17 protein-coding genes and 2 tRNA genes are annotated in these 19,412 nt (G+C 54.5%); 7 read left to right on the plus strand and 12 right to left on the minus strand.

The genetic code is table 11. The features are described 5' to 3' along the window. Positions 1–222: hypothetical protein (locus AC0KVQ_RS11280; protein WP_473421260.1), on the plus strand; the 222-nt coding region annotated here is incomplete at its 5' end. A gap of 17 nt (positions 223–239) precedes the next feature. On the opposite strand, the gene fnr is transcribed toward AC0KVQ_RS11280, so the two are convergent. Continuing rightward, positions 240–989 (minus strand): fumarate/nitrate reduction transcriptional regulator Fnr, encoded by a 750-nt coding sequence (gene fnr / locus AC0KVQ_RS11285; RefSeq protein ID WP_473421261.1) that lies wholly within the window; start codon positions 987–989, stop codon positions 240–242. 146 nt (positions 990–1,135) lie between these two features. On the opposite strand from fnr, the gene hemN reads away from it, so the two are divergent. Continuing rightward, entirely contained in the window at positions 1,136–2,548 is a 1,413-nt protein-coding gene (gene hemN, locus AC0KVQ_RS11290) for an oxygen-independent coproporphyrinogen III oxidase (RefSeq protein ID WP_473421262.1), read from the plus strand. A 152-nt stretch (positions 2,549–2,700) separates the two neighbouring features. Beyond that, positions 2,701–3,381, plus strand: coding sequence for a sulfite exporter TauE/SafE family protein (locus tag AC0KVQ_RS11295; RefSeq protein WP_473421263.1), 681 nt, complete (start codon positions 2,701–2,703; stop codon positions 3,379–3,381). Positions 3,382–3,458: 77 nt separating this feature from the next. On the opposite strand, the gene trmL is transcribed toward AC0KVQ_RS11295, so the two are convergent. Further along, positions 3,459–3,923 (minus strand): tRNA (uridine(34)/cytosine(34)/5-carboxymethylaminomethyluridine(34)-2'-O)-methyltransferase TrmL, encoded by a 465-nt coding sequence (gene trmL, locus AC0KVQ_RS11300; RefSeq protein ID WP_473421264.1) that lies wholly within the window; start codon positions 3,921–3,923, stop codon positions 3,459–3,461. A gap of 127 nt (positions 3,924–4,050) precedes the next feature. Between trmL and purU the strand changes: the two genes are divergently transcribed. Together purU and AC0KVQ_RS11310 are read left to right on the plus strand one after the other, a co-directional pair. Beyond that, entirely contained in the window at positions 4,051–4,905 is an 855-nt protein-coding gene (purU, locus tag AC0KVQ_RS11305) for a formyltetrahydrofolate deformylase (protein WP_473421265.1), read from the plus strand. Continuing rightward, a complete protein-coding gene (locus AC0KVQ_RS11310; RefSeq protein ID WP_473421266.1) occupies positions 4,905–5,471 on the plus strand; it encodes a hypothetical protein in 567 nt (188 codons plus the stop codon). The genes purU and AC0KVQ_RS11310 overlap by 1 nt, the downstream gene beginning before the upstream one ends. A gap of 122 nt (positions 5,472–5,593) precedes the next feature. Here the strand turns inward: AC0KVQ_RS11310 and AC0KVQ_RS11315 are convergent, their stop codons facing one another. The 7 genes from AC0KVQ_RS11315 to AC0KVQ_RS11345 form a co-directional block, all read right to left on the minus strand. Continuing rightward, the gene (locus AC0KVQ_RS11315) at positions 5,594–6,967 is read right to left on the minus strand and encodes a sensor histidine kinase (protein WP_473421267.1); all 1,374 of its coding nucleotides are present in this window, start codon (positions 6,965–6,967) and stop codon (positions 5,594–5,596) included. Next, positions 6,957–7,652 (minus strand): response regulator transcription factor, encoded by a 696-nt coding sequence (locus tag AC0KVQ_RS11320; protein WP_473421268.1) that lies wholly within the window; start codon positions 7,650–7,652, stop codon positions 6,957–6,959. The genes AC0KVQ_RS11315 and AC0KVQ_RS11320 overlap by 11 nt, the downstream gene beginning before the upstream one ends. A gap of 68 nt (positions 7,653–7,720) precedes the next feature. Next, positions 7,721–8,824 carry a ferrochelatase gene (gene hemH, locus AC0KVQ_RS11325; protein WP_473421269.1) on the minus strand — a complete coding sequence of 368 codons (1,104 nt, stop codon included), beginning with the start codon at positions 8,822–8,824 and terminating at the stop codon, positions 7,721–7,723. Between the two features lie 173 nt (positions 8,825–8,997). After that, on the minus strand, positions 8,998–10,914 hold the full coding sequence (locus tag AC0KVQ_RS11330) for a transglutaminase TgpA family protein (RefSeq protein WP_473421270.1): 1,917 nt from the start codon (positions 10,912–10,914) through the stop codon (positions 8,998–9,000). Then, a complete protein-coding gene (locus AC0KVQ_RS11335; RefSeq protein WP_473421271.1) occupies positions 10,911–11,756 on the minus strand; it encodes a DUF58 domain-containing protein in 846 nt (281 codons plus the stop codon). The genes AC0KVQ_RS11330 and AC0KVQ_RS11335 overlap by 4 nt, the downstream gene beginning before the upstream one ends. A 59-nt stretch (positions 11,757–11,815) precedes the next feature. After that, positions 11,816–12,748, minus strand: a complete 933-nt coding sequence (locus AC0KVQ_RS11340) for an AAA family ATPase (protein ID WP_473421272.1) — start codon at positions 12,746–12,748, stop codon at positions 11,816–11,818. Between the two features lie 34 nt (positions 12,749–12,782). Further along, positions 12,783–14,270, minus strand: coding sequence for a protein adenylyltransferase SelO (locus tag AC0KVQ_RS11345; RefSeq protein ID WP_473421273.1), 1,488 nt, complete (start codon positions 14,268–14,270; stop codon positions 12,783–12,785). Positions 14,271–14,340: 70 nt separating this feature from the next. Here AC0KVQ_RS11345 and ybaK point away from each other — a divergent pair, with 70 nt between their 5' ends. After that, positions 14,341–14,832 (plus strand): Cys-tRNA(Pro) deacylase, encoded by a 492-nt coding sequence (gene ybaK / locus AC0KVQ_RS11350; RefSeq protein WP_473421274.1) that lies wholly within the window; start codon positions 14,341–14,343, stop codon positions 14,830–14,832. Positions 14,833–14,853: 21 nt separating this feature from the next. Here ybaK and AC0KVQ_RS11355 read toward each other — a convergent pair whose 3' ends face one another. The 3 genes from AC0KVQ_RS11355 to AC0KVQ_RS11365 all read right to left on the minus strand — a co-directional run bounded on the left by AC0KVQ_RS11355 (position 14,854) and on the right by AC0KVQ_RS11365 (position 16,840). Beyond that, a complete protein-coding gene (locus AC0KVQ_RS11355) occupies positions 14,854–16,467 on the minus strand; it encodes a response regulator (RefSeq protein WP_473421275.1) in 1,614 nt (537 codons plus the stop codon). Positions 16,468–16,635: 168 nt separating this feature from the next. Next, positions 16,636–16,722: transfer RNA gene (locus tag AC0KVQ_RS11360), tRNA-Leu, on the minus strand. A 31-nt stretch (positions 16,723–16,753) separates the two neighbouring features. Further along, positions 16,754–16,840 (minus strand) — tRNA-Leu (locus AC0KVQ_RS11365). Positions 16,841–16,907: 67 nt separating this feature from the next. On the opposite strand from AC0KVQ_RS11365, the gene rnr reads away from it, so the two are divergent. Continuing rightward, positions 16,908–19,226 (plus strand): ribonuclease R, encoded by a 2,319-nt coding sequence (gene rnr / locus AC0KVQ_RS11370; protein ID WP_473421276.1) that lies wholly within the window; start codon positions 16,908–16,910, stop codon positions 19,224–19,226. Positions 19,227–19,412 lie beyond the last annotated feature (186 nt).

Genomic DNA, 19,412 nt, shown 5'->3' on the forward strand with positions numbered 1-19,412 from the left:
TTACGCAAGCCCGCCAACTTGCCGGGGCGAGAAGCCAAGCGCAAGCAATACTGGTGTATTGCGAGCATTGGCGACAAAGCATCCGGCAAAATTGGCGGACTTGCCCTTCGGGCGGCTGGGTCTTTTGCTCCATTACGGCGTTATTTCCCACTTGCGGTACCCGTACCGCGGCCTGGGAAATGCCTTGTACTGGAGCAAAATACCCAGCCGCGTAAAAATTAATCAAAGGTCAACAGAGCCTAACCCTGACAGGTGCTCAGTATTTTCTTTAGACCATCATAGTCGATAATTTCAATCAGGCGATTCTGTACCTTGATGAGGCCCTGATCCTGGAAGCGCGACAGAATCCGGCTCACTGTTTCCAGCTTCAAGCCGAGATAACTGCCGATTTCTTCGCGCGTCATGCGCAGATGAAAGCTCGTCGCGGAATAACCACGCAAGGCAAAGCGCTGCGACAGATTGAGCAGGAATGCTGCCAGTCGCTCTTCCGCCTTCATGTTGCCCAGAAGCAGCATCACACCGTGATCGCGCACAATCTCACGGCTCATGACCTTGTAGAGATGATGCTGCAAGGCCGGAACATTGCGCGCCAGGCTTTCGATCTCTGCGAATGGCAGTTCGCAGACTTCGCTGTCTTCCAGCGCGATGGCATCGCAAGTATGCACATCCGAACTGATGGCATCCATGCCCATCAATTCGCCCGACATATGAAAACCCGTGACTTGCTCACGGCCATCTTCGGAAATCACGCTGGATTTGAAAAAGCCAACCCGCACCGCATACAGCGAGCGGAAAGGCTCACCGGCCCGATAGAGGCCATCACCGCGTTTTACCGGGCGTCCTTGCGTGATCAGTGCGTCGAGTTCACGCATTTCTTCGGCATTGAGCCCGATGGGCAAGCAGAGCTCGCGCAGACTGCAAGTGGAGCAGTTCTGGCGCAGTTGCCGGATGGATATGTCACGAACCTGTATCGGAGAGAGCATCGTCATGTTAGTTTGATCTGGCTTCAGTCAATCATGTCTTTGTATGGCTTTCACGTCGACGGCTTGATGCCGGTCAACGAGAATGCCTCATATTCACCGCTAAAGTGCAATAATTCTCGATGTATGTAATCAACCTTTTGGGAACTACCTAAGTGGCACCATCTTCAACTCTGGTTCCGGAACTGCAACAAATTGTTTTTGATCATGATCTGATCGTGCGTTACGACGGCAAAGGGCCGCGTTACACCTCGTACCCGACAGCCGACCGCTTCAGCACATCATTTGGCCCTGCTGATTACAAGCATTTCCTGTGCCAATCCAAGCCAGGAACCATCATTCATCCGTTGTCCCTGTATGTGCACATTCCGTTCTGCAACACCATCTGCTACTACTGCGCCTGCAACAAGGTCATCACCAAGGATCGCTCGCAGGCGGATACCTACATTGATCACCTGATCCGTGAAATCAACCTGCAGGCAGACCTGTTGCCGTATCGCCCGAAAGTGTCACAACTGCATTTTGGCGGCGGCACACCCACTTTCCTTTCAGACGATCAGTTCGAGCGTCTGATGCAAGCCATCCGTACCCGTTTTGACCTGCAAGCCCACGGAGAGTTTTCCATTGAAATCGATCCGCGCAAGGTCAATACCACGACTATTCAACTGTTGGGCCGACTTGGCTTCAACCGCATGAGCGTGGGTGTTCAGGATTTCAACCCCGCCGTGCAACAGGCCGTCAATCGCCTCCAAAGTTTCGAGGAAACCGCAAGGGTCATCCAGGATGCCCGCAACAACGGTTTCAGTTCGATCAGCATCGATCTGATCTATGGCCTGCCACTGCAAACCGCCAAATCCGTACAGGCCACCATCGAACAGGTGCTGGCACTGCGTCCGGATCGGTTATCGTTCTACAACTATGCTCACTTGCCCGAGCGGTTCATGCCACAACGTCGGATCAATTCCGAAGATCTGCCCTCACCGGATACCAAGCTGGAAATTCTGGCCAACAGCATAAGGTTATTGATGGATGCCGGTTATGTATTCATCGGCATGGATCATTTTGCCCTGCCTGACGATGAACTGGCCGTTGCGCAGCGAAGAGGCCGGTTGCACCGAAACTTCCAGGGTTACTCAACGCATGCAGAGTGCGATCTCATGGCTTTTGGCGTTTCTGCCATCAGCAAAGTTGGTACGAGTTATTGCCAGAACATTAAAACGCTCGAAGATTATTATGCGGTTATTGATTCAGGTCAACTAGCAATAGATCGGGGGCTAAGTCTGGAGCGGGATGATCTGCTGCGCCGGACAGTCATTCAGTCGCTGATGTGCCAATTTGAAGTCAGCTTTCAGCCGGTCGAAATCAGTTACCTGATCGATTTCCGACAATATTTTTCGGCTGAGCTCGCCGACCTAGCAGCGATGGCACACGATGGCCTGCTGCGTATCGAGCCTGACCGGATCATTGTCCTGCCGGCCGGACGACTGCTGGTACGCTCGATTGCCATGGTGTTTGATCGTTATCTTCGTGCAAATACTGGCGGAAACCGTTATTCCCGACTGATTTAATTCCTGTTGATACTGTTTTTGCGCAAACCAGCCACTCTGCCGGATGCCTTGCCCCTTGCGGGATGAGGCATCCGTAGCTTTTTGCCACATTCCTGTTCTGGCACTCACCTGACATAATCCCCGGTAACTGCAACACTGGAATGGGACAATTCATGCTTGAACTGGATCTGGCGGCCTTTTTTATTGCTGGCCTGTTTGGCGGCGGACATTGTGCAGGCATGTGCGGCGGAATTGTTGCAGCATTCAGCTTGCAGTTGCCCGCTACTCAGTCGCGCTGGCCGTGGCACCTTGTTTTCAATCTGGGCCGTATAGGCGGTTATGTCCTGATGGGAGGGCTGCTTGGCGCAGTGGCGGGACTGGCAACACGCGGCATGCTGGATATCGTTCAACAAACCCTGCAAATATTGGCGCATGTGTTGCTAATCGGGATGGGTCTGCAAATTGCAGGCTGGTCGGTTTGGGTACGTCATATTGAACGGCTGGGCGCCCCGATCTGGCGACGCTTGCAGCCAGTCATGTCGCGCCTGCTGCCGGTTCGCAATCTCTGGCAATGCCTTGCAGCCGGGATGCTGTGGGGATGGTTGCCATGCGGCCTGGTCTATACCGCCAGCCTTGCCGCCATGGCCAGTGCCGATCCAGTCAAGGGAAGCAGCATCATGCTGTTGTTCGGGCTTGGCACCTTGCCCAATCTGCTGCTGATCGCGCTTGGCGGAGAATTGCTGCGCGATTTTCTGCGCAAGGCCTGGATCAGGCGCGGTCTGGGTGCGGTGCTCGTGGGAGTGGGTCTTTTCCCCCTGCTGCAAAACCTGTTCGAAAACCTGTTCAAGGTCTAGCTGCACGGAATCGACATAAACCCCGGTTCCCGTGCAGCTACGCGCCTCTCGCGACAGGCTTTCACGAATTGAATTCATTAGGCGCCGCCGGCGAAATCTTGCTGCCGCCAGGCTTCGAAAAGAGTCACCGCCACGGCATTGGAGAGATTCAAACTGCGGTTATCTGGCCGCATTGGCAAGCGTATGCGACGCTCGGACGGGAAGGTTTCCAGCAACGCTGCAGGCAGACCTCGCGTTTCCGGCCCGAAAACAAAGACATCACCAGCCTGGTAGGCAATCTGGTCATAGCGCTGTGCGCCGCGTGTGGTCGCAGCAAAGAAGCGATGCCCAGCCAACACTTTCAGGCAATCGTCCCAGCATTCATGCACTTGCATCGTGGCATATTCATGGTAATCCAGCCCGGCTCGGCGCATTTTGGTGTCGTCTAGCGGAAAACCCAAGGGTTTGACCAGGTGCAATGTGGCACCGGTATTGGCTGACAGACGGATGATATTGCCGGTGTTGGGGGGAATTTCTGGCTGAAACAAAACGATGTGGAACATCTGGCGGAACGCGTGTGTTGAATGAAGTACGCAATCTTACCGCTGTTTCGCAGCAGGTACAGCGCATGGCAAATCGTTAGATGATAAAATCATCGGCTATTTTTCAATCTCTCATAGCCATTCAACAATGAAAACCACTGCCACACTGCTGGTGAGTTGCCCCGATCAGAAAGGCATCTCTGCGGCCATTGCCAATTTTTTGCTGACCTATAACGCCAATATTGTTGACTCCAACCAGCATCAGGACGATTCGGAAAATCTGTTTCTGATGCGCGTGGAGTGGGATCTCTCCGATTTCACCCTCGACATGAACGCATTCGCGCCGGCCTTCCAGCCTATTGCGGACAAGTTCAACATGCGTTGGCGTGTGGCATTGTCTAGTGCCCGCCAGAAAATGGCCATTTTCGTTTCCCAGTATGATCACTGCTTTGCCGACTTGCTGCATCGCTACCACAGCGGTGAATTGCATTGCGAGATCCCACTGGTCATCTCGAACCATGAAACCTGCCGCCCGCTAGCCGACTTTTATGGCATTCCTTTCCACCTGATCGAAGTCAGCAAAGGCAACAAGCACGAAGCCGAGCGCAAGCAGCGCGAATTGCTGGAAGCTGCCGGTATCGATCTGATCGTGCTGGCACGCTACATGCAGATCCTCTCGCATGATTTCACAGCATCCTACCCGAACCGCATCATCAATATTCACCATAGCTTCCTGCCGGCATTTGAAGGCGCCAAGCCATACCATCGCGCCTTTGCCAGAGGTGTCAAACTGATTGGTGCAACCAGTCACTATGTGACCGAAGTGCTGGATGACGGCCCGATCATCGAGCAGGATGTCATCCGTATTTCGCACCGGGATGAAGTGGATGACCTGATCCAGCACGGCCGTGATCTGGAAAAAATCGTACTCTCCCGCGCCGTGCGCTGGCATCTGGATAACCGCGTGCTGGTTTATGCCAACAAGACGGTCATTTTCTCGTGATGAACAAACTGATTCGTGATGTGCTTGATTTGCTGCGATTCAGGATTCAACCCCTGAGTCACTATGTTTATCCGGCATGGCAACCGCTGGCCTGGATTGCCCTCATTGGTGTGGTGGGGGCGGCCAGCGCATACGAATTTCAGGCTGGCTTCATTGCCAGAGTCGGCTTTTTTGTGGTTTTAAACCTGCTGGAAACTTTGCTGTTATCGTTCTGGCTGATGGGGTGGTGGCGCTGGATACTCAAGCGTCCCATCAATGGCAGCCTTTTCCCGCTGGTGGTGCTGGTCAGCTCAACCCAGTTGCTGGAGCCATTGACCTTGCTGTTGCCGGAAAACCTGAGCATGGCATTTGCGTTTCCGCTGGCCGTCTATGGCGTGGTCTTGCTGGTGGTTGCTGTAGCACAAGCCCTGAATGAGCGGCGCGCGCTGGTGGTAGCGGCAATCATCGGTTATTTGCCGGTTGCCTTGGCCTTGTTGCACTTTGCCATGAACCTGGCACTGGACTGGGGGTGGGTATCGCTGGAAACCACCACTCCGGTTGCAGGAAGTGATACGACGCTATTTTGATGGTGGGGCTGGCCGTATAAGTGGACTCTGTAGGTGTAAGGCGAGCCTGTTGACGCGTCGGAATACGAAGCCGTGTGCCGTGCAAACATCGGTGATAACGTATCCGGCAAGTAACAGAGCGCCTAATGCGGCAATTCCACCCGCACAATCAAACCGTGCGGGACCGCATCCCGCAGCACTACGGCCCCGCCATGCCGCTCGGCAATTTCCTTGACGATCGCCATGCCCAGGCCACAACCATTGCTATCCTGCTGGCGACGATAGAAACGCTCGAATACGCGTAGCTTGTCGCTATCCGGAATCCCAGGACCATCATCCTCGACTTCCACCACGTATTTCCCACCGTCTTCATTCAGGCGAACAGTGACACAGCCATCCTGCGGGATATACTTGATCGCATTTTCAACCAGATTGACAAACAGCTCCCTGAGCAAAACCGAATTGCCTTCAATCCAGGCCTCATTCAAATTGCATTCGCAACCCAGATCGACCCGGGCTGAAAGCGCCCTGGGAACCAACTCCGCTGTCAGTTCGCGTATCAGTTTCACCAGATCCATGTGCACGCGCAAAATGCTGGCCTGATTGCCAGGTTCGGAGCGCGCCAGTGTCAGCAACTGGTTCACAAGATGGATACTGCGTGTTGCACTGGTGTGAACCATCGCCAGGCGTTCACGCTGTGCCTGTGACGTGGATTCGCGCATTGCCAGTTCGGTCTGGGATTTGAGTCCGGCCAGGGGAGTGCGCAACTGGTGTGCAGCATCGCCGATAAAACGCCGCTGCCGGTCAATGGTTTCTCTTGCGCTGTTGAGCAGATGATTGAGTGCATCAAACAGCGATACCAGTTCCTGCGGAGATTTCCCAATATCGATCGGCGAGAGATCCTGCGGTTTTCTGGCCTCGACCAATTGCTGCAAATATTTGAAAGGCGCCAGACCGTGGCCAACTCCCCAGCGAGTAAGAATGGATGCGCCTACCGCCAGGATGAATAGCGGCATGATCATGGCCAGGAACATGTCACGGTAGAGTTTCCATTGGGCGTTATCGGTGCGGGCAAGCTGAACAATCAGCCAGCGCCTGCCTGAGTCCGTATCCAGTGGCTCCACCAGTGCGATGGCGCGGGCATGTTTGCCATCGATTTCTGTATCGTAGAAGATGCGTTGTGGACCAGCCCCGTAATTGGGCAGAGGGAATTTTTTACTGCTGAAAAGCACGCCACCTGGTGTCAGATAAGCGGCATAGTGAAAATTGGCTTCGCTGTCAGCAGCTTTGAGCAGCGATTCCACCCGTTCACCATAATCCACGCCGGGCGCATCGCCATGCCAGTGCACGAACGAAACCAGCGCCCGGGCGGATTGCTGCAGGTTCTGATCAATCAGATTGTTGACGTAGTACAGCGCGACACTGAAAGTCAGTGCCGCGCCGATCAGCCAGAATATCAACTGAGGAACAAGCAGCCAGACAAGAAACTGTCTGCGAAGTGAGGGTTTACGCGGCACCACCATGCGCACCTTGCTGTTTTTCCAGCAGGTAGCCCAAACCACGAATGGTACGGATCACAACACCACAGGGTTCCAGTTTTTTGCGCAGACGGTGAACATAGACTTCGATGGCATTCAGGCCAACTTCGGCATTGTCGCTACCAAGTTCAGCAACAATTTGTTCCTTGGTCACAACACGGTCGATATTACTCATCAGAATTTCAAGCACCGTCAGCTCACGCGCGGAAAGATCAAGTGGCGTGTCATTGCACCAGGCACGCTGGCCGGCACGATCCAGACGTAAATTGCCAAGTTGCTGTACCGATTGCGGCAGAATCTGGCTGCGACGCAGCAGGGCGCGCAGACGTGCTTCCAATTCGGCGAATTCGAACGGCTTGGCGATGTAATCGTCAGCCCCGGCATCCAGGCCAAGTACGCGATCTTCCAAGCCATCCAGTGCCGTCAGGATCAGGATAGGCAGCGAAGGCTTGTGTTGGCGAACGTTGCGCAACACGGTCAGGCCATCCATATTCGGCAGGCCAATATCAAGTACAACTACGTCGTAATCGTTGTGCAGCAGGATTTGAAGAGCCAGCGCACCATCGTTCACGCAGTCAACCTGAAAGTCTGCCTGACACAGACTGGTTTTCAGTGCATCTGCGAGAATCAGATCGTCTTCAGCCAAAAAAAGACGGGTGGCCATTTTTTTCTCCTTAATTGTAAGAATAAGCTTACCGATGAGTTTAGCGTTTCTTGGGCAAAATCCCAAGATTATTTTTCTGCGCCCAGATTATTGGCGCATGCAAGCGTCCGATTTGCTGCAGCAAGCTCGGATTCACGATTCCAGTCAGACTGCAGCCACCCCGCCAGTTCACTGATCACGCGCGTGCCCAGCGCGTCAATCCAGTCACTACGGTCATTCAGCGCTGGGATATAACGGTATTCCCGACCGCCGGCCGACAAAAAGGTTTGCTTGCCTTCCAGCGCGATTTCTTCAAGTGTTTCCAGGCAATCCGCTACGAAACCGGGGCAGATCACATCGAGCTTCATTGTTTTCTTGCGCCCGAGTTCGCGTAACACATCTTCGGTGCTCGGCTCGAACCACCTGGCACGACCAAAGCGGGATTGGAAGGAAATGCTGTACTGTGTTTTATCAAGCTGCAACTTTTCGGCCAGCAGGCGAGCGGTTTTCTGGCAGTGACAGAAATAGGGGTCTCCACGCGCAAGTGTGTGCTGGGGTGCTCCATGGAAACTCATCAAAAAATGATCCGGCCTGCCATGCGCATACCAATGATCCTGCACGCTGCTGGCCAGTGCTTCGATATAGCCCGCATCATCATGGAAGGATTTGACGGTACGCAGTGCTGGTTGGTTACGCATCCGTGCCAGTGTCCGGCAGGCTGCATCAACCGCAGTCGCCGTCGTACTTGCAGCATACTGGGGGTAGAGCGGCAGCAGTAGTAGACGATCACAGCCAGCAGTTTTCAGCCTTTGCAATGCACCTTCGATACTTGGTTTGCCATAGCGCATGGCCATTTCCACCAGAACCGGCTCTTTCAGGTTTTCACCCAGCCAGCCTTTCAGCAATTTGGCCTGGCGCTGCGTCCATACTTGCAACGGAGATCCCTCGGTATGCCAGATCGAAGCATATTTGGCTGCCGATTTCTTGGGTCGTGTCTGCAGAATAATGCCGTGCAAGAGCGGCCACCAGAACAGGCGGGGGATTTCAACCACTCTGGGATCGGATAAGAACTCTGCCAGATACGTTTTGACGGCTGCAGCCGTTGGTGCCTCTGGCGTTCCAAGATTGATCAGCAATATCCCGATCCGGCGGGGCATGTCATGTCTGAACTCGGGCTCGGGCAAATAGGCCATGGCTGTGGATTCCTGCGGTTTGCTTATTTGTTGTGGCGGGCCGGACTTTGCATGGTGCTTACTGATCAGGCTCATTGAAGTTTTATGGATCGTCATCTCAGCAAAGGGCGGAATCCAGTGCCAGCGCAAGTGGATCGCCTGGGTCGAGGCAACGAGTCAAAACATTACATAGATTAGGGGCTGAACTGGCGAACCAACCGCTGCAAAACATGCATCATCTCTTGTTTCTCACCATAGCGCACAGCAAGATAGCATGTGGTAATGGATTGTATGTCTTGTGCAAGGTCTGGCCTGGCCATGGCTGCACGACGTGCAAAATCGCTGGGCCCTTCCTGTGGCAGCACCGAGATCCGGCATCGTGCCAGCTTGCGGCAATACGCTTGGTATAGACGTCGAGCCTGATCCTCCGGCAACTTGCGCTGTGGTCGCATGATCCAGGTGACTAGCAACCCGGACACCAGTAAAAATGATCCCAGCAGCCACACAACATAGCGACCTGAACCTAACTCCCCAATGCCAAGCATGCCAAGCAAATCCAGCTGGCGTTGACGGTTGTAGCCGATCACCCAATGGTTCCAGCCATTCACCAGCACATCGGCATTCAGACGCAAGGTTTTAAGCCAGGAAGACTCACTACGCAGCATCAAAGGCAAGGTATCCCCCCGCGGAACACTGGCCGACAATCCCTGACTGATTCGTTGTGGCGCCACGGCGGCCGTGGGGTCGATACGCTGCCAGCCTTGACTATCCAGCCAGACTTCCACCCAGGCATGGGCATCTGCCTGGCGCACGATCAGATAATTGCCGGCCTTGTTCCAGCTGCCGCCCTGATAACCCGTCACGATACGTGCAGGCACACCCGCTGCACGCATCAGATAGGCAAAGCTGCTGGCAAAGTGCTCGCAAAAACCTTGGCGGCTTGTGAACAGAAATTCATCGATTGGATCAGATGAAGTCAGTAACGGCGGTTCCAGCGTATAGACAAAATCATTCGATCGCAGCCAGGACAAGGCCGCGCTGATACGTTGTGTAGGAGGCAGGCTCTTCCAGTCATCAGCCAGGACATGAGTCCGTGGATTGCCTGATGGTGGCAGTTGCGAGGAGGTGCGCACCAGCGGATCGTTTTCGATTTTCCAGGCGAGTGCGGATTGCAGGCTATAGCGCCGTGGCTGGTGGATCGGTTGCAAGGACAGCAACTCCAAGCGGCTGCCAAACACGCTTCCCGAAGGCCAGCGAGTAGGCATATCCAGAGCCAACAGCCAGCGCTGCTGATGCGGCTCCAGCGTCAGCGTATAGTCAACGACGTTGCCATGGGCCGTGATGGAGGGCGCAGCTTGTCGAGTGCGACTGGCAGGCAGCCAGCGGCTACCATCGAAGTTCTCGAATACCGGGCCGCGCCAGTATAAAAAACTGGGAGGTGGCGGGCTGCCGGCGAATTCAACCCGGAAGGCCACGCTGTCAACCAGAGCCAGTTTGCTCACCTGGCCCGGTTCCAGCATATCGCCGGACAAGCCACTGCGTGCCACGTTGCTGCTGGGCATCTGCCACAAGGGGCTGGGCAAGCGCGGGAAAAGCAGAAAAAGCAGGAGCGCCAACGGCAATGCCTGAAGCAGCAGCCCGCCCGCCTGTCGTATAGGGTGAGATGATCTGGATTGAGGCTGAACCCGTTGCAGATTGGCACTGGTCAACAGCAGGCAACTCGCAAGTGCCATGAGTGCCATTACGGGAGACTGCGCATGCAGGAAAAATGCAACCGTGCTGAAGTAGCCCAGCATCACAAGCACGGTTTGGTCACGCAGATCACGACTTTCAAACAGCTTGGCGATGATCAGGCAGGCAAGCAAGGCGATACCGCCTTCACGTCCGATCAGCGACTGATGAGCTTGAAAAACAGCCATGGCCAGCGTGACTGCCAACACCGTGGCGAGCCAGCGTGGTACGGACTGCACCTGGCGATAACGCATCACGCCACGCAATAGCAGCAAGAAAAACAACACGATAGCGAGCCATGCCGGCTGTGCATACAGGTGCGGAAGCAGGGCAGCCCCAACCGCTGCCAGCAGCAACAGGCTTGGCTGGACGTTCTTCATCGCAACCAACCTGCCTGATCCGAACCGTATAAAGCCAGGGCCGCCAGGCAGCGTGCCTGATGTGCGGGGCCGTTGTCGGCCTCCCAACGCTGGGCAGGCAGTATCAAGCCATAACGCAGTTCGCGCGCCTGTGCCATCAGCACCCATGCAGCAAGCCGTGACAGACGCGCTTCGGCATCCAGCTCCGGAAGATCATGCCAATCCAGCATGATTTGTCCTGAAAGCGGGGTGTGCCATTGCTTGGACAATAGCTGTTGCTGGCGTGCCAGCTGCTTCCAGGCAATGTGCCGCGGCGAATCACTGGTGTGATATTCGCGCAGGCCCGCAAAATCATCATCTCCTTGCAGGGTATCCATCACGCCAATGCCGACATCCCGGAGATCGGGCAGCGGCGGAGGGGTGCTTTCTGGTGCGGGATAGACCAAGCATTGCGCTGGAATTGCCAGCGTCTGCCATGCACGAAACCAACCCAATGGCGCAGAGGAATCAACACGCAGGTTAGGCAGGTGGAAGTTGCCGCGATGAGTGGTTTGGACTGCCAGCGGGATTCGCACCGAGGCTTGCCCGGCAACTTCACCCTGCCAGCATGAGGAATGCTTGATCGTTATCCGGATATCATGGCGTGGTCTGCTGGTCGGATTGCGAAGCTGCAAGTAAAAACATGCATGCTCGCCGCAGAAGACAGGATTGGCCGCGCCCACTTCGAATTGCAGACCAGGCAAACTTGCCCAAGTATGCAAGAGTGCAACGATGAACAGGCCAAACAGCAAAAAAGTCAGGAAAAAACCGAGACTGAGCTGATAGTTGATGGCGCCAATCAAGCCAAGGGCGATGACCAGCAAAAAACCCAGACCACGCCGGGTAGGTAATATATATGTCCGGCGATATCCCGTGCGCATGATCAGGGAATGGCTACCTGAATAAGGATACGACGCGCCTGTTCGCGGTCGGCTCGCCCACTGCTACGCAACAGCAGGCGGTGGCTGGCAATGGCAATGAAAACGGCCTGCACATCTTCCGGGATCACCATTTCGCGCCCGCTTAGCCAGGCATGCGCGCGACCAGCAGCAATCAAACCTAGCGCAGCACGTGGCGACAGCCCCCACACCAAGGCCGGATCATCACGCGTAGCCTGCACGAGCGCCTGCACATAATCCACCAAAGCAGGGCTGACATGAACCTTTTGCACGAGTTGCTGTGCCTCGATCAATTCTGCAACGGTGACAAGTGGTGTCTGGGCCGCCATCAGTTCACGGCGATCCTGCCCCAGCAATAGCGCTCGCTCGGCCTGGGCGTCGGGATAGCCCAGGTCAAGCCGCATCAAGAAGCGATCCAGTTGTGACTCGGGCAACGGGAACGCGCCGATTTGCTGCAGGGGATTCTGCGTAGCAATGACGAAGAAGGGCTGCGGGAGAGCATGGCAGGCACCATCCACTGTAACCTGCTGTTCCGCCATCGCTTCCAGCAGCGCGGATTGAGTTTTGGGTGAGGCACGATTAATTTCGTCGGCCAGCAGGATCTGTGCGAAGATCGGACCGGGATGAAAGCGGAAACGATTGTCATCCCGGTCATAAATTGAAACCCCGATAATATCGGCTGGCAGCAAATCACTGGTGAACTGTACCCGCTGGAAACGTAATCCCAATACATTGGCCAGCGCATGTGCCAACGTGGTTTTGCCAACACCGGGAATATCCTCAATCAGCAAATGACCCTTGGCCAGCAGACAAGACATGGCCAGCTTCAGTGTGACTTGCTTGCCAAGAATGATCTGATCAAGGCGTTCAAGAGCCGTTTGCAACAACGCCCGCAAATCTGTGGTTTGGGATGTCATCTGCTATTCCTGTTGATGATTTTTCACAGCAAATTCACGAAGAACAGCTGACGCTCAGCGCACTGGCCCAATCGGGTGGCGGATCGGCATAGCCGGCAAATTCATGGCTTTCCCTGAATGGCTGAGCCAGACAGCGCTGCAAGCGTTCTATCTCTGAATAGTCCTGTTCGCGAACAGCCCTGCGTATGGCGGTTTCAGCCAGATGATTGCGCAGTACATAACACGGGTTCACGTGATTCATGCGCTCGGCACGCGCTGGTTGCTGGTTATTTTCCTGTGCCAAGCGTGCACGATACTGCCCGGCCCAATGATCAAAACCGAGTCGGTCGGCAAACAGATCCGGCAAACGATGATTGGTTTCATCACTGGCGGCATCGAATCCAGCCAATGAACGCCAGAAAATCGTCCAGTCAGTCGATGATTGCTGCATCAGTTCCAGCAATTTGTTGACCAGATCCCAGTCTTCATCCTGCCAGGCATGCAAGCCCAGTTTCAGGCGCAATTGCTCGGAAAATGCTGACTCGAATTGTGGCTGGTACTGCTTCAGAACATCGGTCAGCACTTCCTTGTCTGCAAGCGGCAGCAGTGCCTGCGCCAAACAATGCAGATTCCATAAACCGATTTCTGGCTGCATGTGCCAGGCATAGCGGCCGGTGTGATCGGAATGATTGCAGATGTGAGCCGCATTGAATCCATCTTGAAAACCGAATGGGCCGTAGTCCAACGTCAAACCAAGGATGGACATATTGTCCGAGTTGAGTACCCCATGGCAAAAACCAACACCTTGCCAGCGGGCAATCAAATCGGCGGTGCGTAGGGTAACCTGGGCGAGCAGCGCAGCATAAGGTTGGGCATCATCGCGGCAATCAGGGTAAAAATTGTCGATCACCCAATCCGCCAGAATGCGCAAGGAAGCCGTATCGCCAGTTCGGGCAAAATACTCAAAGTGCCCAAACCGGACAAAAGTGGGCGCTACACGCAATACCACGGCAGCGGTTTCAATGGTTTCGCGCATGACAGGCAAGGGAGACCCGGCCAGACCCAGCGCCCTTGTTGTCGGTATACCCAGGCCATGCATGGCTTCAGAACACAGGTATTCGCGGATGGAAGAGCGCATCACGGCACGGCCATCGCCCATGCGGGAGTAGGGCGTGCGCCCGGCACCCTTGAGCTGCAATTCATAAATCGTGCCGTCCGGTGCATGACATTCGCCGATCAGAATCGCACGACCATCACCCAGTTGCGGGACATAGCTACCGAATTGATGACCGGCATAGACGCTGGCCAGTGGGTCCGCCCCGCGAGGCAAATGATTTCCGGCCAGAATTTCTGCCAGATGAGGATGCTGCTGCGGATCTGCATGCAAACCCAGCACCTGCGCCAGTTCAGCATTCCAGGCAACGAGTACCGGATCGGGCAATGGGGTAGGTGATAGCCGGGTGTAGAATTCTGCTGGCAAGCGGCCAAAACGCAACGATTGAGGAAAATCTGCCAGGGTATGGGGCATATCAGCTCGACGCATGCGTCGCTCCAGTCATATTGTTGAGTTATTTTGTCGGATATTATGCCATTTTGTTCCACGAGGTTGGATCATGAGTGAAAAAATGCCGGTCACACCGGCCATTCGGGTGCTGCGACAGCACAAGATCGATTTTTCAGCCCATCTGTACGACTATGAAGAAAAGGGGGGTACAACAGTCTCCGCACGCGAACTGGGCGTGGATGAACATTGCGTGATCAAAACCCTGGTCATGGAGGATGAAAACAAACGGCCTTTGGTTGTTTTGATGCACGGCGATTGCGAGGTATCTACCAAGAATCTGGCTCGTCTATTGAACGTCAAGACGATTGCACCATGCGCCCCGGAAACCGCCAACAAACATTCAGGCTATCTGGTTGGCGGAACCTCTCCATTTGGCACAAAGAAAGTCATGCCGGTTTACATGGAAAGCAGCATTCTGGAGTTGGACGCTATTTATATCAATGGCGGGAAGCGCGGTTTTTTGGTGGAGATGAAGCCTGCCGATGCGGTGGCTATTCTCAAGCCAATACTGGTTGAGATTGCAATAGACCACGCTTCCTGATGCTGCAAAAATACCGCGCGGTTATTTCAACAGCGAATCCAGCTCTTCGCGCAAGCCGATACGTGTACTTTCTTCCAGCGTACCCTTCAGGCGTTCGAGGAAATCGCTGACAGCATTGCAGATGTGCTCTCGCTCTTGGGTCGGAACATCATTTTCTTTCAGGAACTTGAGCGCAGCATGTGAGGCGGAGAGCATTAATCGGTTGTTGCGGGTGGCTTCCGCTTGCGGCAACAGCAGCTGCATGGCTTCCTGAGTGCGTTTTTTCAGCATCAACTGCACCCCCTGATTGTTCAGCTCCGTGATTTCCGTGCCGCATTGGGCAATGTAGCCCTGCCAGACCAGCCGTGGCGAAGCTGCAGCTTCGAGCAGGCTGGAAATATGGCGGGTGGTGATGAAGCGGCGCGCCAGCATATTGATCCACTTGTAGGGCGCCGTTGTCGCAGATGGTACCTCACTCGACTGCGAAGGCGGGCAGATCGTGCTGGCTGTCATCAGAAAGCCCACGGCTGCCTCCTGGGTGACATCGGAATGGGTCAGATAGGGTTCCAGTTCTGCCAAGATATCCGGCTTGTTCTGGAAAATGGCGCTTGCCAATTTACCAACGAAACGGTTGATTACCGTATCATCTCGCCGCGCCAGCTCCTGCGCCATACGCAAATATTTGTCCGCATCGCCCAGCGCGCCATCGCGCTTTGCCGCCAGTGCCAATTGCAGAACGGTTTCCGGCGACAGTGCTGAAGAATTCCCCCCACAAAAAACGGCCCGCTCCAGTAGTTGCCGCGCCTTGCCCGGGTTGCCCATCATATTGGCCAGATTGCCAGCTTTCTGTAAACGCGTGACATTATTGGGTGATATCGCCATGCATTTGTCGTAAACCGCCATAGCCTCTTCCATGCGGCCTTCTGTCATATACAGCGCAGCAAGCTCCTCATAGGCATCCACATAATGGGTATGCGTGAGAATGGCTGCCTGCAGCATGCTTTCTGCCTGGCGCTGACTGCCTTGTCGCGCAAGCACTTTGGCAAGCCCCAGTTTGGCCCACGGCACCACTTTGCTCGACAGTGTTTCTTCAAAGAGATTTTTGGCTTCATCCAACCGGCCCGCCTCAACCAGCAAATTGGATAGCAAACGGATCAGATCGGGACGGTATTGTCCAGCGTTGGGCAGCACTGCAAGTGCAGCAGCTATGGCGCCTTCGGCATCGCCACTGTGAATCTTGTCAAGAATGGGACGTAGAAAGGCCTTGCGCGCCCAGGCTGCCTGTATCCGATTGGAAAGCAGAGCACCGGTAAACGGCTTGATCAGATAATCATCCGGCCCGACCTCAGCAACCGCCACGACCTTTTCATATGAAGCCTCGGCGGTAATCATGAACCAGATGGTCGAAAGCGAGAGCTCGCCGGATCGACGTAACTCCTCCAGCAGCTCCTGGCCATTCATGCCTTCGCCAAAGTGATAGTCACAGAGGATGATGTCGTAACTTCCATTGCGAATGCGCCGCCTGGCTTCCCCGATACTGTTGGCGGTATCCACCCGAGTCATGCCGACCTGCGCCAGCGTCATGCGGATGGATTGGCGCACGGTTGGCGCATCATCGGCAATCAGGATACTGGCTTGAGTCAGATCGGTGGCCATGTGGGTCTATATGCTGTAAGTCAGAATAGAAATATAAGCCTATCCATCAGCGGTGGCTAATATAACTTTACAAAAAGTCTGCTGAATCAGACACAAACAGCAATATCTTGAAGTGATACGGACAAAACAAAAACGCCCCGATTTTCATCGGGGCGCTTTGCCGGAATATGGTGCCCAGGAGAAGACTCGAACTTCCACGCCCGTGAAGGCGCTAGGACCTGAACCTAGTGCGTCTACCAATTCCGCCACCTGGGCAGTTTTTCTGTACTAAACTATTCAAGAGAGTTGGTGCCCAGGAGAAGACTCGAACTTCCACGCCCGTGAAGGCGCTAGGACCTGAACCTAGTGCGTCTACCAATTCCGCCACCTGGGCTCTTGAACTGCGCTAAAATGTTGCAGCGCTGTACAGAGAGGCGCGATTATGAGTAAAAGAAGAAACCATGTCAAGAAAACTTACCAAAAAAAATGAAGCAATCGATCATGCACCAGCCCCCGAGAAGAGTAAACCTCGAAAACTCAAAGGCTTGCGCGCACAAGACCCCTGGCTGGAACGCGAACAGGGACGCTATGACAATCCGTTGCCATCAAGAGAATTCATTCTGCAGCTTCTGACAGAGGCTGGTGCGCCGGTTTTTCCGGACGATCTCAAGAAACAGCTAGCCATTCATCGCAGTGAATCCGAAGCCTTCGAGCGCCGCCTGGCCGCAATGGAGCGAGAAGGCGAGTTGATGCTCAACCGCAAGGGCGCCTTGTGCCTGCCGGCCAAGATCGACCTGATTCCTGGACGCGTACAAGGACATCCGGATGGCTTCGGCTTTCTGATCCCGGATGGCGGTGGTGACGATATCTACCTGGGTCCCAAGGAAATGGACAAGGTCTTGCACGGAGACCGGGCACTGGTGCGTCCTATCGGCGTCGATCGTCGCGGCAGGCCTGAGGGCAAGATTGTCGAGGTACTGGAACATGTCAACACACGGCTGGTTGGGCGCTTCTTCGCCGAGCGCGGCGTGCATTATGTGGTAGCTGAAAACAAACGCATCAGCCAGGATATTCTCATCGAACCCAAGGGCACCATGAAAGCGCGCCCAGGTCAGGTGGTAACCGTTGAATTGCTGACGCAACCGGCACGCTATGTCCAACCGGTAGGGCGCGTGATTGAAGTACTAGGCAACTATAACGATCCCGGCATGGAAATCGAGATCGCTCTGCGCAAGCACAATCTGCCACACGTGTTCTCTGATGCAGCGCAGATTCAGGCAGCCAACACGCCCCAGACTGTCGGCAAGAAAGACTGGAAACCTGTCCTTGGGTTCGAGCGCGTCGATCTGCGCGATTTGCCGCTGGTGACCATTGATGGCGAAACGGCCAAGGATTTTGATGATGCCGTATTTGCCGAAAAGAAAGGGAAGGGCTGGCGTCTGGTCGTAGCCATTGCCGATGTTAGCCACTACGTACAAGCCGGCGATGCGCTGGACGAAACCGCATTCGAGCGCGGGAATTCAGTCTATTTCCCGCGTCGCGTCATACCCATGCTGCCCGAGGCCTTGTCTAACGGCATATGTTCGCTCAACCCCGAGGTAGAGCGCCTATGTATGGTTTGCGATATGCAGATTGGCCAGAAAGGCAATATCAAGGATTATCGGTTCTATCCAGCCGTTATGCTCTCCAAGGCGCGCCTGACTTATACCAAAGTTTGGGACATGCTGTCGCACCCCAAAGGTGAAACAGCCACTCAATACAGCGACGTCCTCCCGCACATCAAGACCTTGTATGCACTATTCAAGGCATTCAGCAGTGCCCGACAGGAGCGAGGGGCCATCGACTTTGAAACTACCGAGACAATGATGCTGTTCGACGACAACGGCAAGATTCGCGAAATTGTGCCAGTCGTGCGCAATGACGCTCATCGCCTGATCGAAGAATGCATGCTTGCAGCCAACGTCTGCGCCGCGCATATTCTCACCCACAACAAACATGCCGGGTTGTACCGTGTACACGAAGGTCCAACACCGGAAAAACTGGAAAAACTGCGCGAATACCTGCGCGGACTGGCGCTGGCACTCCCTGGCGGGGAATCTCCAGAGGCTGCGGACTACGCCAAATTACTTGAGCAGATCAAGGATCGACCAGACGCATCATTACTGCAAACCATGCTGCTGCGATCCCTGCAACAGGCCGTCTACAGCCCTGACAATCTCGGTCATTTTGGCCTGGGCTATGAAGCCTATACCCATTTCACGTCACCTATCCGACGCTACCCGGATTTGCTCGTGCATCGCGCCATCAAGGCAATTATCGCCGGCAAGAAGTTCCAACCCTCACACAAATGGCAAGCACTGGGTGATCAATGCTCCATGACTGAACGTCGCGCCGATGAGGCTAGTCGTGACGTGGAAAATTGGCTCAAGTGCTATTACATGCAGGACAAGCTCGGCGAAGAATTCGATGGCGTAGTGGCAAGCGTCACCAGCTTTGGCCTGTTTGTGTTATTGGAAAATGTTTTCGTTGAAGGCCTGATTCATATCTCCGAACTTGGCGCAGACTATTACCACTTTGATGAAGTCCGCCATGAACTGCGTGGCGAACGAACCGGGAAAGTCTATCGAATGACTGACCGGGTTCGCGTGAAGATAGCACGTGTTGATATGGACACGAGTCGCATCGATTTCACATTGGTTGCACCCAGCACAGCGATGAAGCCGGAAACAAAACGAAAATTTTCGACAATTAGCACCTCAAGCAAAACAGGCAGCAAATAACACAGGCGCCCATCGTTACTTGATGCGGGAACGATGGGCATTTTCTGTGTATTTAAACAGCATTACTTGACATAATAAACCTTATGCGAAGTTACGAGGATCATTAAAACAACCGCTATCGCGGCTGCCTGGCTAGCGCCCGTGGTTGCGCCAAAACCGTTGAACAAGATGGCCAAACCCAGCAAC

Source organism: Formivibrio sp. oc-25 (assembly GCF_055810895.1).

What these genes read in the sequence shown, in the direction of transcription:
- fnr (WP_473421261.1), bottom strand. Translation starts at nt 989, where the DNA reads ATGACGATGCTCTCTCCGATACAGGTTCGTGACATATCCATCCGGCAA.
- AC0KVQ_RS11295 (WP_473421263.1), top strand. Translation starts at nt 2,701, where the DNA reads ATGCTTGAACTGGATCTGGCGGCCTTTTTTATTGCTGGCCTGTTTGGC.
- trmL (WP_473421264.1), bottom strand. Translation starts at nt 3,923, where the DNA reads ATGTTCCACATCGTTTTGTTTCAGCCAGAAATTCCCCCCAACACCGGC.
- purU (WP_473421265.1), top strand. Translation starts at nt 4,051, where the DNA reads ATGAAAACCACTGCCACACTGCTGGTGAGTTGCCCCGATCAGAAAGGC.
- AC0KVQ_RS11310 (WP_473421266.1), top strand. Translation starts at nt 4,905, where the DNA reads ATGAACAAACTGATTCGTGATGTGCTTGATTTGCTGCGATTCAGGATT.
- AC0KVQ_RS11320 (WP_473421268.1), bottom strand. Translation starts at nt 7,652, where the DNA reads ATGGCCACCCGTCTTTTTTTGGCTGAAGACGATCTGATTCTCGCAGAT.
- hemH (WP_473421269.1), bottom strand. Translation starts at nt 8,824, where the DNA reads ATGGCCTATTTGCCCGAGCCCGAGTTCAGACATGACATGCCCCGCCGG.
- AC0KVQ_RS11330 (WP_473421270.1), bottom strand. Translation starts at nt 10,914, where the DNA reads ATGAAGAACGTCCAGCCAAGCCTGTTGCTGCTGGCAGCGGTTGGGGCT.
- AC0KVQ_RS11340 (WP_473421272.1), bottom strand. Translation starts at nt 12,748, where the DNA reads ATGACATCCCAAACCACAGATTTGCGGGCGTTGTTGCAAACGGCTCTT.
- AC0KVQ_RS11345 (WP_473421273.1), bottom strand. Translation starts at nt 14,270, where the DNA reads ATGCGTCGAGCTGATATGCCCCATACCCTGGCAGATTTTCCTCAATCG.
- ybaK (WP_473421274.1), top strand. Translation starts at nt 14,341, where the DNA reads ATGAGTGAAAAAATGCCGGTCACACCGGCCATTCGGGTGCTGCGACAG.
- AC0KVQ_RS11355 (WP_473421275.1), bottom strand. Translation starts at nt 16,467, where the DNA reads ATGGCCACCGATCTGACTCAAGCCAGTATCCTGATTGCCGATGATGCG.
- rnr (WP_473421276.1), top strand. Translation starts at nt 16,908, where the DNA reads ATGTCAAGAAAACTTACCAAAAAAAATGAAGCAATCGATCATGCACCA.